This is a genomic window from Pseudomonas sp. Gutcm_11s (assembly GCF_028649395.1).
GTDB lineage: Bacteria > Pseudomonadota > Gammaproteobacteria > Pseudomonadales > Pseudomonadaceae > Aquipseudomonas.
The window spans coordinates 208214-222296 of the sequence record NZ_JAQSUW010000009.1; the positions used below are offsets into that span (position 1 = coordinate 208214).

Consider the following 14083-nt stretch of genomic DNA (forward strand, 5'->3'; position numbering starts at 1 on the left):
TGCGGAAATGGACTTTGCCCGTCTCGACCAGCAACTGCGCGACAGCCTGGTCGATCTCAAACTGAGCAATGAGGAACGCGACGAGCTGCGCCAGCTGGGCAGCGACCTGGGCCCGGACCAGGTGCGTTACCTGCGCAACCGCGCCTTCGACCTGGTGCGTGACCTGGCACTGACCGACACGGCCAATCTGCTGCCGGCGCTGAAATGGCTGGAACAGGTGATCAAGACCCTCGACGCCGCCAGTGCGCCGCCGCGCCCGGCCGTGGCCAGCGCCCACTTCAGCCCCGGCGAAGACTGCCTGCGCAAGATCCGCGAGCTGTGCCGCCAGGCGCGCAGCAGCGTGGATATCTGCGTCTACACCATCTCCGACGATCGCCTCAGCGAAGAGATCGTCGCCTGCCACCGCCGTGGCGTGGCGGTGCGGGTGATCAGCGACAACGAGAAACAGTTCGACGAGGGCAGCGACATCCAGCAACTGCTCGCCCAGGGCGTGCCGCTGCGCATCGACGACAGTCCCTTCCACATGCACCACAAGTTCGCCCTGTTCGATGGCCGCGTGCTGCTTAATGGCAGCTTCAACTGGACCCGCAGCGCCAGCACCAGCAACGAGGAGAACCTGCTGGTGATCGACCACCCGCAGCTGGTGGCCGCCTACGCGGCGGAGTTCGAGCAGCTCTGGGCGCGTTATGCGCGCTCCCGGGGCCTATAGCGGAGAGCGGTGATCGCCAATGATGGCAATTTGACTTCTTTTGCTGGTGTCACCGGGATGGGCCACGTAAAGTGGCCGCCGTTCCTGACCACTCGTTTAGATATCGTTTCATGCCCTTCGTCTCAGAGCCCCGAGTGGGCGTGCCATGCAACTGAACCTCGCCACCCTGGTGATGCTGGATATCTACATCCTGACCCTGGTCGGTGTGCTCATGCTGCATGCCTGGAGTCGCGGGCGTGACACCACGCTTGGTTACCTATCCGGTGGCCTGCTGGTGGGGGCGCTGGGTACGCTAATCGGCAGCCTGCGTGAGATGAACATCGACTGGTTGCCGATTGTGTTCGGCAACGTGCTGATCCTGCTCAGTGCGGCGCTGGCCTGGACCTCGCTGCGGGTGTTTGCAGGGCGGCGGCCGAGTCTCATGGCCATACTGGCCGGGCCGGCGCTCTGGGCGCTGTTGTGCATTGTGCCGGCGTTCTATGCGTCGCTGCCGGCACGGATAGCCGTCGGTTCGCTGCTGATGGCCATCTATGCCGGGCTCGGTGCTTGGGAGTTGTGGCGCCGGCGTCGGGTGCTTGAGGTGGATGTGCGGCCGGCCTTGCTGCTGGCCTCGATTCACATGAGCTTCTACGTCCTGCGCGCCTTCTTCGATTCCAACCTGCCGTTCGCCTCGAACGGCCAGAGCACGCCGTTCTTCACACTGGTGGTGCTGGAGACCCTGCTCTACGTGATCGGCCTGGCGTTCGTGACCCTGGCGATGGTCAAGGAGCGCGCGGAGTTGCGCTACAAGAGCGCGGCCCTGCGCGACCCGCTGACCGGTATCGGCAACCGCCGCGCCTTCGTCGACGCGGCCGAGTTGCAGCTGGCCGAGTGTGCGCGCCGGCACCTGCCGGCGGTGCTGCTGCTCTGCGACCTCGACCATTTCAAGCGGCTCAACGACAACTTCGGCCACGCCGCGGGCGACCAGGCCCTGGCCGAGTTCGGCCGCATCCTCGCTGGCCGCTCGCGCCAGCAGGACCTCTGCGCGCGCATCGGTGGCGAGGAGTTCGTCTGCCTGCTGACCGAGGCCGATGCCCAGGCCGGCCTGGCGCTGGCCGAACGCATCCGCCGCGAGTTCGCCGAGCTGCCGTTCGTCGCCGAAGGCCAGCTCAGCGTGAGCATCGGTGTCGCGCTGGCGCAGGGGGCCGGCCACGAGCTGACCCGCCTGTTGTCGCAGGCCGACCAGGCGCTGTACGCGGCCAAGGCGGCCGGGCGCAATCGCGTGGAGTTGTATCGGGCGGAGCCGCGCCTGGGCTGATTCGGGTAGACTTGCCGCCTCCCCGAATCAGCCAAGAAGCCCGCCATGGCCCTGCAAGCCACGCCCTACAAAGTCGAACTGAACCTCACCGACCTCGATCGCAACGTCTACGAGAACCTGCGGTTCACCGTGGCCAAGCACCCCTCGGAGACCGAGGAGCGCCTGTGCGTGCGCCTGATCGCCTACGCCCTGTGGTACCACGAGCAGCTGGCCTTCGGTCGCGGCCTGTCCGACGTCGATGAGCCGGCGCTGTGGGAGAAGAGCCTGGATGACCGCGTGCTGCACTGGATCGAGGTCGGCCAGCCGGATGCCGAGCGCATCACCTGGTGCTCGCGCCGCACCGAGCGCTTCAGCCTGGTGGCCTACGGCAACCTGCGCGTGTGGCAGAGCAAGGTGCTCGATGGCGTGCGCACCCTGAAGAACATCAACGTGGTCGGCGTCGACCAGGAAGCCCTAGAGAACCTGGCCCGCGACCTGCCGCGCTCGGTGAGCTGGAGCGTGATGATCAGCGACGGTCTGCTCTACGTCACCGACGAGCGCGGCCAGCACGAAGTTCCGCTGGAGTGGCTGCACGGCGAGCGTTGATCGCCTGCGCCACTCTCCGCTGTTACGCCGATTCACCCGGGTTCGCCCGCCCTACATGGTTGCTCCATGCGCATCGATCTTCGCCCTCTGCCCGCCACGCTGCCTGACCTGGGCGAGCTGCCGCCCCTGCTGACCCGCCTGTACGCCGCCCGCGGCGTGCAGTCCGCCGCCGAGCTGGACAAGGGCCTGGCGCGGTTGATTCCGTACCAGCAGCTGAAGGGCATCGACGGCGCGGTGGAGCTGCTGGTGCAGGCCCTGGAGCAGCGTCAGCGCATCCTCTATGTCGGCGACTTCGATGCCGACGGCGCCACCGCCAGCTCGGTTGGCGTGCTCGGCCTGCGCATGCTCGGCGCGGCGCATGTCGACTACCTGGTGCCCAATCGCTTCGAGTACGGCTACGGCCTGACCCCGGAAATCGTCGCCGTGGCCCTGGAGCGCAAGCCCGATCTGCTGGTGACGGTGGATAACGGCATCTCCAGCGTCGAGGGCGTGGCCGCGGCCAAGGCCGCCGGCCTCAAGGTGCTGGTCACCGACCACCACCTCCCGGGCCCGGAGCTGCCTGCGGCGGACGCCATCGTCAATCCCAACCAGCCGGGCTGCGACTTCCCCAGCAAGTCGCTGGCCGGGGTCGGGGTGATCTTCTATGTGCTGCTGGCCCTGCGCGCCCGGCTGCGCGAGGTCGACTGGTTCGCCCGCGCCGGCATTGCCGAGCCGAACCTGGGCGAGCTGCTCGACCTGGTGGCGCTCGGCAGCGTCGCCGACGTGGTGCCGCTGGACGCCAACAATCGCATCCTGGTGCACCAGGGCCTGGCACGCATCCGTGCCGGCCGGGCGCGCCCGGGGCTCAAGGCCATTCTCGACGTGGCCGGGCGCCAGGCGGCGCGCATCAGCTCCACCGACCTCGGCTTCATCCTCGGCCCGCGCCTGAATGCGGCCGGCCGCCTGGACGACATGAGCCTGGGCATCGAGTGCCTGCTGTGCGACGACGAGGCGCTGGTGGCGGACATGGCCCAGCAGCTCGACGATCTGAACAAGGACCGCAAGGCCATCGAGCAGGGCATGCAGCGCGAGGCGCTGGCCCAGCTCAAGGACCTCAGCCTGGAGGACATGCCGTTCGGCCTGTGCCTGTTCGAGGGGGACTGGCACCAGGGTGTGATCGGTATCCTCGCCTCGCGTCTCAAGGAGCGTTATCACCGCCCGGCCATCGCCTTCGCCGATGCCGGTGACGGCCTGCTCAAGGGCTCGGCGCGCTCGGTGCCCGGTCTGCATATCCGCGATGCGCTGGACGCCGTGGCCGCGCGCCATCCGGGGCTGATCAGCAAGTTCGGTGGCCACGCCATGGCCGCCGGCCTGTCGCTGCCGCAGGAGAACTACGGCGCCTTCGCTGCTGCCTTCGATGCCGAGGTGCGTCGCCAGCTGAGCGAGGACGATCTCACCGGGCGCCTGCTGTCCGACGGCCAGCTGGGCGTCGAGGAGTTCCACCTGGAGCTGGCCAAGTCGCTGCGCCATGCCGGGCCCTGGGGCCAGCACTTCCCCGAGCCGCTGTTCCATGGCGTGTTCCAGATCGTTACCCAGCGCGTGGTGGGCGAGAAGCACCTGAAGCTGGTGCTGAAGACCGAGTGCGGGGGGCAGACCCTGGACGGCATCGCCTTCAACGTCGACCGCGAGGTCTGGCCCAACGCCAGCGTGCGCTGGGTGGAGCTGGCCTACAAACTGGACGTCAACGAGTACCAGGGCCGCGAGAGCGTGCAGCTGCTGGTGGCGCACCTCGCACCGCGCTGAGCCTGCGCCGGCGCATCTGCGCTAAGGTTGGGTGGCGGCCGAGCCCGGCCGCGGACCCAGCGAGGAGCGCATATGGACCCCTTCATGCAAGCCGCCATCGAGGAAGCCCGCCAGGGCCTGGCCGAGGGTGGCATCCCCATCGGCTCGGTGATCGTGCATGACGGCCGCATCATCGGTCGCGGCCACAATCGCCGGGTACAGCAGGGCAGCGCCATTCGCCATGGCGAGATGGATGCCTTCGAAAATGCCGGCCGCCAGCCGGTGCGGGTCTACCGCGAGGCGGTGCTCTACACCACGCTGTCGCCGTGCGCCATGTGCAGCGGGACGATCCTGCTCTACGGCATTCCACGGGTGGTGATCGGCGAGAACCGCACCTTCCTCGGCGAGGAGGCGCTGCTGCGGGAGCGCGGCGTGCAACTCGAAGTACTGCAGGATGCCGAGTGCGTGCGCCTGATGGAGGAGTTCATCGCCGCCAAGCCGGAGCTGTGGAACGAGGATATTGGCGAGTAGCGTGGCGTCCGCAGGGCGCCACGCTTTGTGGTCCGATCTCGCGAGCTAGAGCCAGGCTAGGCGGAACAGGGCCGAGGGCGCGGAGTTTACAAACGGTAAATGAGCACCCGAGGCCCTTTTCCAACAACGCATGGCCGACGCGCAGCAGATCGGATTTACCAGCCGAGTTGCTTGTTGAAGCCCAGGGCATCGTAGTAATCGCCCTGGTAGGCGATCTTGCCGTCCTTGATGCGGATGAAGCTGACCCCTTCGAACACCAGCGGTTTGCCGGTGGCCGGGGTTTCTGCGCTCCAGGCGCCGCTGTTGGTGCCGCTGAATTTCCACTGGAAGGCGATGCCGTCGGCGCTGACGATCGGCGCGCTGGTCATTTCCCACTTCAGGTCCGGCACGGCGCCGACGAACACCTTGATCACGTTGTCGCGGGCGGCGGCCTTGCCGTTCTGCGGGGTGCCGACGGTGGCGTCGAAGTACACCGCGTCCTCGGCCAGGAAGGTCGCGGCCTGGTCGGCGTCGTGGGCGTTCCAGGCGGCCATGTAGCCGTCGACTATGGCCTTGGCATCGGCCGCCTGGGCCAGGTGGGCGAAACAGAACAGCGACAGCAGGGATAACGCTCTGACGAGATGACGCATGCTTGCCTCCGTGCGGGCGTACCCGCGGGTTGTGGGCCGGCTGGCCCGAAATCGGCGTAGCGTTGCCCGCGAGCGGTGCCGAGCACCGCCCGTGGAGCAGGGAAACAGTGGAGCGATCTGGACGTTGCGCGCGCCTGGTCCAGCCAGGTGCGCGCCGCTCAGATCAGTGCTTGAACATCACATGGCGGATGGCGGTGTAGTCCTCCAGGCCGTACATGGACATGTCCTTGCCGTAGCCGGAGTGCTTGAGGCCGCCGTGCGGCATCTCGCTGACCAGCATGAAGTGCGTGTTGACCCAGGTGCAGCCGTACTGCAGGCGTGCGGACAGACGATGGGCGCGGCCGACGTCGCGGGTCCACACCGAGCTGGCCAGGCCGTAGTCGGAGGCGTTGGCCCAGGCCAGGGCCTGCGCCTCGTCATTGAACGGGGTGACCGAGACCACCGGGCCGAACACCTCGCGCTGCACGATCTCGTCGTTCTGCCTGGCGCCGGCCAGCACCGTGGGCAGGAAGAAGAAGCCGTTGCCGGTCGGCGCCTTGCCGCCGGTGACCACCTCGATGTGCGACACCGCGCTGGCGCGCTCGACGAAGCCGGCCACGCGCTGGCGGTGTACCTCGGTGATCAGCGGGCCGAGCTCGGTGCCGGCGTCGTCCTGCAGGCCGTGCTTGATCGAGCCGACCGCCTCGCCGAGCTTGGCCACGAACTTCTCGTAGATGCCCTTCTGCGCGTAGATGCGGCAGGCGGCGGTGCAGTCCTGGCCGGCGTTGTAGAAACCGAAGGTACGGATGCCCTCGACGGCGGCGTCGATGTCGGCGTCGTCGAAGATGATCACCGGGGCTTTGCCGCCCAGCTCCATGTGCATGCGCTTCACCGAAGCGGCGGTGCTGGAGATGATCTTCGAGCCGGTGGGGATCGAGCCGGTCAGCGACACCATGCGCACCTTGGCATGGTTGACCAGCGGCTCGCCGACGGCGGCGCCACGGCCGAACACGATGTTGACCACGCCGGCGGGGAAGATAGCGGCGATCAGTTGGCCCAGGCGCAGGGCGGTCAGCGGAGTCTGCTCGGAGGGCTTGAGCACCACGCAGTTGCCGGCAGCCAGGGCCGGGGCCAGCTTCCAGGCGGCCATCATCAGCGGGTAGTTCCACGGAGCGATGGAGGCGACCACGCCGATCGGGTCGCGACGGATCATCGAGGTGTGGCCGGGCAGGTACTCGCCGGCGGCGGAACCCTGCAGGCAGCGCACGGCGCCGGCGAAGAAGCGGAACACGTCGGCGATGGCCGGCAGCTCGTCGTTGCGTGCGGCGGCGTAGGGCTTGCCGCAGTTCTGCGACTCCAGGCGGGCCAGTTCGTCGGCGTTGGCGTCGATGGCGTCGGCCAGGGCCAGCAGCAGGGCGGAGCGTTGGCCCGGCGTAGTCTGCGACCAGTCGTCGAAGGCGGCATCGGCGGCGCGCACGGCGGCGTCGATCTGCTCGGCGTTGGCCTCGGGAATCTGCACCAGGGTGCTGCCCAGGGAGGGGTTGAGCACCGGCTGCGCGGCGCCCAGGCCATCGACCAGCTCGCCGTTGATCAGCAGTTTGGTTTGCATCGCATAAGCCTCGCTATCGGGTTTGCATGAATGGGGCCCCTCGCCATGGGAGGCGAGGGTTGGAGAATCACTTGCCGCTACCGGCCACGCCTTCGCCGCCCTTGGTCAGGTAGTAGGCGCCGAGGATCGGCAGCATGGTCACCAGCATCACCGCCATCGCCACCACGTTGGTCACCGGCACATCGCGCGGGCGCGCCAACTGGTTGAGCAGCCACAGCGGCAGGGTGCGCTCGTGGCCGGCGGTGAAGGTGGTGACGATGATCTCGTCGAACGACAGGGCGAAGGCCAGCATGCTGCCGGCCAGCAGCGCCGAGCCGAGGTTGGGCAGGACGATGTAGCGGAAGGTCTGCCAGCCGTCGGCGCCGAGGTCCATGCTGGCCTCGATCAGGCTGTGGCTGGTGCGGCGGAAGCGCGCGATGACGTTGTTGTAGACGATCACCACGCAGAAGGTGGCGTGGCCGATGACGATGGTCAGCAGGCCCGGCTCGATGCCGAAGGTCTTGAACGCCGAGAGCAGGGCGATGCCGGTGATGATGCCGGGCAGGGCGATCGGCAGGATCAGCATCATCGAGATGCTCTCCTTGCCGAAGAAGTCGCGGCGGTACAGCGCCGCCGCAGCCAGGGTGCCGAGCAGCATGGCGATCAGCGTGGCGATGGCGGCCACCTGCAGCGACAGCTTGATCGCTTCGAGCACGTCGGCACGGGCGAAGGCCACGGCGAACCAGTCCAGGGTCAGGCCCTTGGGTGGGAAGCTGAAGCCGGCGCTCTCGCTGCTGAAGGCGTAGAGGAAGATGATCAGGATCGGGAAGTGCAGGAACACCAGCCCGCCCCAGGCGGCCAGTTTCAGACCCCAGGACGCTTTCTCAGAGTGCATCGAAGGCCCCCAGGCGTTTGACGACGGACAGGTACACGGCGATCAGCACGATCGGCACCAGGGTGAAGGCGGCAGCCATCGGCATGTTGCCGATCGAGCCCTGCTGCGAATACACCATGTTGCCGATGAAGAAGCCGGGTGGCCCCACCAGCTGCGGCACGATGAAGTCGCCCAGGGTCAGGCTGAAGGTGAAGATCGAACCGGCGGCGATGCCCGGGATCGACAGCGGCAGGATCACCTGCATGAAGGTCTGCGCCGGGTGTGCGCCGAGGTCGGCAGAGGCCTGCAGCAGCGACGGCGGCAGGCGCTCCAGCGAGGCCTGGATCGGCAGGATCATGAACGGCAGCCAGATGTAGACGAATACCATGAAGCGCCCCAGGTGCGAGGTCGACAGGGTGTTGCCGCCGACGCCGGGAATGCCCAGGACGAACTCCAGCACCGGTTGCAGGTGCAGCGCCTGGATGAACCACATGGCTACGCCACCCTTGGCCAGCAGCAGGGTCCAGGCGTAGGCCTTGACGATGTAGCTGGCCCACATCGGCAGCATCACCGCGATGTAGAAGAACGCCTTGGTTTTGCCGGTGGTGTAGCGCGCCATGTAGTAGGCGATGGGGAAGGCCACCAGGCCACTGGCGATGGACACGGCGATGGCCATGCTCACGGTGCGCAGGATGATGTCGAAGTTGGCCGGCTGGAACAGCGCCTTGAAGTTGGCCAGGGTCAGGTCCGGGGTGACCGTCATGCTGAAGTCGTCGAAGGTGTAGAAGCCCTGCCACAGCAGGGTCAGCAGCGAACCCAGGTAGATCGCACCGAACCACAGCAGCGGCGGCACCAGCAACAGCGACAGGTATAGGGTCGGCTTGCGGTAGAGCAGGTCGCAGAGGCGCCGCAGCACGCCGCCTCCACCTTGCAGGGCGATGGCCTGGCTGCTCATGTCACACCTCCTCGCGCAGCGCGACCATGGCACTGCGAGCCCAGCGCGCAGTGACGCGTTGCCCCGGCTGGCTGGGCGCGTCGCCCGAGCCGCCGTGGAGGTTGGCCTGGCTGACGGCGAAGTTCTGCCCGTTGTCCAGCTGCAGCTCGTAGCGGGTGGCGGCGCCCAGGTACTGGATGTCGTGCAGCAGGCCGCTGATCTCCACCTCGTCGCTGGCCGGCAGGCTGGCGCCGTTCTGCACCAGGCGCACATGCTCGGGTCGGATCGACAGCGGCTGCGTCGAGCCGGCGATGCGCACGGCCAGCTCGCCCTTGAGCACGTTGCTGGTGCCGACGAACTCGGCGACGAAGGCACTGGCCGGCTGCATGTACAGGTTGCGCGGGGTGTCGACCTGCTCGATGCGGCCCTTGTTGAACACCGCCACGCGGTCGGACATGGACAGTGCTTCGCCCTGGTCATGGGTGACGAAGATGAAGGTGATGCCGAGTTGGCGTTGCAGCTTCTTCAGCTCGCTCTGCATCTGCTCGCGCAGCTTGAGGTCCAGCGCGCCGAGCGGCTCGTCGAGCAGCAGTACGCGCGGGCGATTGACCAGCGCGCGGGCCAGTGCCACGCGCTGGCGCTGGCCGCCGGACATGGCCGCCGGCTTGCGCGAGCCGAAGCCGCTCAGCGCCACCATGCCCAGCGCCTCCTCGGCGCGGGCCAGGCGCTCGGACTTGCCGACGCCCTTGACCTTGAGGCCGTAGGCGACGTTCTCCAGCACGTTCATGTGCGGGAACAGCGCGTAGTCCTGGAACACCGTGTTGACGTCACGGCGGTAGGGCGGCAGGCCAGCGGCCTCCTCGCCGTGGATGCGGATGGAGCCGGAACTGGGCTGCTCGAAGCCGGCGATCAGGCGCAGGCAGGTGGTCTTGCCCGAGCCGGAGGGGCCGAGCATGGAGAAGAATTCGCCATCCTGGATGTCGATGGACACCCGGTCTACGGCCTTGACGTCGCCGAACACGCGGGACACATCGGTGAATTGCACTGCAAGGGTCATCTCGAACACTCCAGGAAAAAGCCACCCACCACCGTTCCTGCCAGGGGTTTGCCGACACGAGACAGGAGAGTCGGTGGTAGGTGTACAACGGGAAAGCGGTGGAAGGGATCGCTAACTAAGCCATCAAGGTTCGAAAGTCGCTCTGGCAGCGTCGCGAGCGGGCATCAGCCGTGTCCGGCCAGCGCGGAGGAACCGCAACGTACTGGAGTACGTGAGGATTGCTCGCGCTGCTCGCCCTTCGGGCCGCCTGGGCAGGCGTCCAGTGACCTTTCGGCCACTGTCCGATACTGCCCGGGCACGGATCAGGCCTGCGCAGCAGCCGCCAGGACGGCTTTCAGCGGCCGCCCATGATGGCGATGTAGTCCTGGGTCCAGCGGCTGTAGGGCACGTACTTGCCACCCTCGGCCTGCGGGGTCTTCCAGAAGGCGATCTTGTCGAAGTTGTCGAAGCCGTTGGTCTTGCAGCCTTCGGCGCCGAGCAGGGCGTTGTCCTTGCACGCGGCAGGCACGGCAGGCAGCGAGCCGAACCAGGCGGCGACGTCGCCCTGGACCTTGTTGGTCAGCGACCAGTCCATCCACTTGTAGGCGCACACCGGGTGCTTGGCTTCGGCATGCAGCATGGTGGTGTCAGCCCAGCCGGTGGCGCCTTCGCTCGGCACGGTGGAGGCAATCGGCTGCTTCTCCAGCTGCAGGGCGTTGACCTGGTACGGCCAGGCACTGGAGGCGACCACGCCCTCGTTCTTGAAGTCGTTCATCTGCACGGTGACGTCGTGCCAGTAACGGTGGATCAGCGGCTGTTGCTGGCGCAGCAACTCGAGCACGGCGGCGTACTGTTCCTCGCTGAGCAGGTAGGGGTCCTGGATGCCCAGTTCCGGCTTGTGCGCCTTCAGGTAGAGAGCGGCGTCGGCGATGTAGATCGGGCCGTCGTAGGCCTGCACGCGGCCCTTGTTGCTCTTGCCGTCGGCCAGGGTCTGTTCTTCGAACAGCACCTTCCAGCTGGTCGGCGCTTCCTTGAAGGTGTTGCTGTTGTACATCAGCACGTTCGGGCCCCACTGGTAGGGCGTGCCGTAGTGCTGGCCGGCGACGGTGTGCCAGGGCGCGGTCTTCAGACGCTCGTCGACGTTCTTCCAGTTGGGGATCAGGTCGACGTTGACCGGTTGCACGCGCTTGCCGGCGACCAGGCGCAGGGAGGCGTCGCCCGAGGCGGTGACCAGGTCGTAGCCGCCCTTGGCCATCAGGCTGACCATCTCGTCGGAGGTGGCGGCGGTCTTGACGTTGACCTTGCAGCCGCTGTCCTGCTCGAACTGGGTGACCCAGTCGTAGCCCTTGTCGGTCTCGCCGCGCTCGATGTAGCCGGGCCAGGCGATGATGTCGAGCTGGCCTTCGGCCTTGCCCAGGGACTTGAGCGGTTCGGCGGCGTGGATGGCGGTGCTGGCCAGCAGGGCGGTGGTCAGTGCGCTGAGCACTGCGGTCTTGTGCGCGGACATCGGTATTCCCTCTTTTTTGGACGTGTTGTTAGGGCAGTGAAATGTCGTCGGCGCAGCCCGCCGAGCTCGAGTCAGTCTAGTTGTTGTCCATGGCGCGCCATGATGTGGCGCACCACGCTGTAGTCCTGCAGTGAATCGCTGGAAAGGTCCTTGCCGTAGCCGGAGCGCTTGAGGCCGCCGTGGGGCATCTCGCTGGCCAGCATGAAGTGGGTGTTGATCCAGGTGCAGCCGTATTGCAGGCGCCCGGCCAGTTGCATGGCCTTGTCCAGGTTCTGCGTCCACACCGAACTGGCCAGGCCGTATTCGGAGTCGTTGGCCCAGTCCAGCGCCTGGCTCAGCTGGTCGAAGCGGGTGACCGTGACCACCGGGCCGAACACCTCTCGCTGGACGATCTCGTCGCTCTGCCGGCAGCCGGCCAGCAGCGTTGGCTGGTAATAGAAGCCGGGGCCGGAATGCACGGCGGCGCCGGTGACTCGCTCGATATGCGGCTGGCCCAGGGCGCGCTCGACGAAGCTGGCCACACGATCACGCTGACGCGCGCTGATCAGCGGGCCGATCTCGTTGTCGGCGTCCTTCTTGCGGGCGAAGCGGATGCTCGACACGGCATCGCCCAGCTCCGCCACCAGGCGGTCGTGGATGCCCTTCTCGGCGTAGATGCGGCAGGCGGCGGTACAGTCCTGGCCGGCGTTGTAGTAGCCGTGGGTGCGGATGCCCTGGACCACGGCGTCGATGTCGGCGTCGTTGCAGACGATCACCGGCGCCTTGCCGCCCAGCTCCAGGTGCGTGCGCTTCAAAGTGCGCGCGGCGTTCTGCAGGATCTTCTGCCCGGTGACGATATCGCCAGTCAGCGACACCATGCGCACCCGCGGGTGGCTGACCAGCTGGCTGCCGACGCTCTCGCCGCCGCCGCAGACGATGTTCAGCACGCCGGGCGGGAGGATGTCGCGCAGCGCCGGGGCCAGCGCCAGGATCGACAGCGGCGTGTGCTCCGAGGGCTTGAAGATCATGGTGTTGCCGGCAGCCAGCGCCGGGGCGATCTTCCACGCCGCCATCATCAGCGGGTAGTTCCACGGCGCGATGGAGGCGACCACGCCGACCGGGTCGCGGCGCACCATGCTGGTGTGGCCGGGAACATACTCGCCGGCGAGCTGGCCCTGCTGGCAGCGCACCGCGCCGGCGAAGAAGCGGAAGACATCGGAGCTGGCCGGGACGTCGTCCTGGCGTGCCAGGTGCAGCGGCTTGCCGCAGTTCAGCGACTCCAGTGCGGCCAGTTGTTCGGTCAGACTGTCGATGGCATCGGCGATGGCGAGGAGGGCAGTGGAGCGTTGCGCCGGGGTGGTGCGCGACCAGCTGGGGAAGGCGCGATGGGCCGCCTGCACGGCGACTTCCAGTTGCTCCAGCGAGGCCTCGGCGACGCTGCACAGTACCTCGCCGCTGGCTGGATTGAGGATGGCCTCGGCGATGCCTTCCCCGCCGACCAGTTGGCCGTCGATCAGCAATGCGCTGTGCAGGGTGGGCGTGCTCATCTTCGCGTTTCTTCTGTTATTGGGTGCGACTGGCATGGCGACTCCAGAGCGGTTCGGAGTGCCTGCGTCCATAAGGAAGCGAGACTAGATTCCGACACCTAGGCTTACAAATTCTAAATACTGAAAGCTGCATTCGATTAAATCGAAACCTTGCGGCTGGCCGGCTGTTCACGGGCCAGGGTCAGGAACGGATCGACCAGCAATGGCCGTGCCGTGCCCCGGCGCCAGGCCAGGCCGACATCAAGCGGCTCGCCGAGGTCGACCAGCGGGCGCGCCTCGATGATGTCGCCCTCCAGCGACCAGGGGCGGTAGGTCATGTCCGGCTGGATCGACAGGCCAAGGCCCGCCGCCACCAGGCTACGCACGGCCTCCACCGAGGCGGTGCGCAGGCTCACCTGCGGCGTCAGCCCGGCTCGGCTCCAGATGCGTTGGGTGTGCAGGCCCATCTCGTCGGCGTTGAGCTGGATCAGCGGCTCGCTGGCGACATCGGCCAGGCTGATGCTGTCGCGCTCCAGCAGAGGATGCCGCGCCGGCAGCCACAATCGATGCGGCGAGTGGGTCAGTACCTCGGTCTGCAGAGCGTGGCGGTCTTCCAGGTTGGACAGGATCAGCACGCCGACGTCGATCTCGCCGGCCACCAGCAGGTGCTCGATATAGGGGCGCTCGTCCTCGACCACGCGGGTCTGCACATTGGGGTAGGCGCGCTGGAAACGGGTGATCAGGTCGGCCAGGTAGTAGCCGGCCACCAGGCTGGTCACGCCGATGGTCAGGCTGCCGGCGACCTGGTCGGTGCTCTGCTGCAGGCTGCGCTTGGCGTTCTCCACCGTGGCCAGGATCAGGTGTGCCTGGCGGAGGAACTGGTGGCCCTGGTGGGTCAGGTTCATGCCCTTGGCGTGGCGGTTGAACAGGCTGACGCCGATCTCCTCTTCCAGCTGTTGGATGGCCAGGGTCAGGGTCGACTGGGAGATGAATACCGCCTGGGCGGCGGCTGAGATCGAACCGGTCTCGGCGACGGCGATGAAGTGGCGGATCTGGCGCAGGGTCATCATGGCGAAGCGGTCCGTGCTGGGGTTCTGGATTATGGTTTATCGAAAATAGATAAAGCCGTTCTTTTTATTCGAAAGGAA

At 67.0% G+C, this 14083-nt stretch carries 13 protein-coding genes and 1 other RNA gene; 5 read left to right on the top strand and 9 right to left on the bottom strand.

The annotated features are described in order from the left end of the window. Positions 1 to 7 precede the first annotated feature (7 nt). The 5 genes from PTT45_RS03585 (at position 8) to PTT45_RS03605 (ending at position 4883) form a co-directional block, all read left to right on the top strand. Positions 8 to 709, top strand: coding sequence for a phospholipase D-like domain-containing protein (locus PTT45_RS03585; protein WP_273811566.1), 702 nt, complete (start codon positions 8 to 10; stop codon positions 707 to 709). A 145-nt stretch (positions 710 to 854) separates the two neighbouring features. Next, on the top strand, positions 855 to 2006 hold the full coding sequence (locus PTT45_RS03590; RefSeq protein ID WP_273811567.1) for a GGDEF domain-containing protein: 1152 nt from the start codon (positions 855 to 857) through the stop codon (positions 2004 to 2006). A gap of 45 nt (positions 2007 to 2051) precedes the next feature. Next, positions 2052 to 2591, top strand: coding sequence for a YaeQ family protein (locus PTT45_RS03595; RefSeq protein WP_273811568.1), 540 nt, complete (start codon positions 2052 to 2054; stop codon positions 2589 to 2591). Positions 2592 to 2657: 66 nt separating this feature from the next. Continuing rightward, positions 2658 to 4373, top strand: coding sequence for a single-stranded-DNA-specific exonuclease RecJ (recJ, locus tag PTT45_RS03600; protein ID WP_273811569.1), 1716 nt, complete (start codon positions 2658 to 2660; stop codon positions 4371 to 4373). A gap of 72 nt (positions 4374 to 4445) precedes the next feature. Beyond that, positions 4446 to 4883, top strand: coding sequence for a nucleoside deaminase (locus PTT45_RS03605; protein ID WP_273811570.1), 438 nt, complete (start codon positions 4446 to 4448; stop codon positions 4881 to 4883). A 155-nt stretch (positions 4884 to 5038) separates the two neighbouring features. On the opposite strand, the gene PTT45_RS03610 is transcribed toward PTT45_RS03605, so the two are convergent. From PTT45_RS03610 to PTT45_RS03650, 9 genes are all read right to left on the bottom strand, one after another. After that, positions 5039 to 5512, bottom strand: a complete 474-nt coding sequence (locus PTT45_RS03610) for an ester cyclase (RefSeq protein ID WP_273811571.1) — start codon at positions 5510 to 5512, stop codon at positions 5039 to 5041. A 163-nt stretch (positions 5513 to 5675) separates the two neighbouring features. Next, complete coding sequence (locus tag PTT45_RS03615; protein WP_273811572.1) at positions 5676 to 7100, bottom strand: gamma-aminobutyraldehyde dehydrogenase; 1425 nt, start codon at positions 7098 to 7100, stop codon at positions 5676 to 5678. Positions 7101 to 7167: 67 nt separating this feature from the next. Further along, positions 7168 to 7974 carry an ABC transporter permease gene (locus tag PTT45_RS03620; protein ID WP_273811573.1) on the bottom strand — a complete coding sequence of 269 codons (807 nt, stop codon included), beginning with the start codon at positions 7972 to 7974 and terminating at the stop codon, positions 7168 to 7170. After that, positions 7964 to 8908: an ABC transporter permease gene (locus tag PTT45_RS03625; protein ID WP_273811574.1), complete on the bottom strand. Its 945-nt coding sequence runs from the start codon at positions 8906 to 8908 to the stop codon at positions 7964 to 7966. Before PTT45_RS03625 ends, PTT45_RS03620 begins: the two co-directional genes overlap by 11 nt. Position 8909: 1 nt before the next feature. Beyond that, positions 8910 to 9944, bottom strand: coding sequence for an ABC transporter ATP-binding protein (locus tag PTT45_RS03630; protein ID WP_273811575.1), 1035 nt, complete (start codon positions 9942 to 9944; stop codon positions 8910 to 8912). A 138-nt stretch (positions 9945 to 10082) separates the two neighbouring features. Further along, positions 10083 to 10157, bottom strand: a non-coding RNA gene (locus PTT45_RS03635) — sX9 sRNA. A 121-nt stretch (positions 10158 to 10278) separates the two neighbouring features. Beyond that, positions 10279 to 11430 carry a putative ABC transporter substrate-binding protein YdcS gene (gene ydcS, locus PTT45_RS03640; protein ID WP_273811576.1) on the bottom strand — a complete coding sequence of 384 codons (1152 nt, stop codon included), beginning with the start codon at positions 11428 to 11430 and terminating at the stop codon, positions 10279 to 10281. A 71-nt stretch (positions 11431 to 11501) separates the two neighbouring features. Beyond that, positions 11502 to 12956: a gamma-aminobutyraldehyde dehydrogenase gene (locus PTT45_RS03645; protein WP_273811577.1), complete on the bottom strand. Its 1455-nt coding sequence runs from the start codon at positions 12954 to 12956 to the stop codon at positions 11502 to 11504. 137 nt (positions 12957 to 13093) lie between these two features. Further along, a complete protein-coding gene (locus PTT45_RS03650; protein WP_043307002.1) occupies positions 13094 to 14005 on the bottom strand; it encodes a LysR family transcriptional regulator in 912 nt (303 codons plus the stop codon). Positions 14006 to 14083 lie beyond the last annotated feature (78 nt).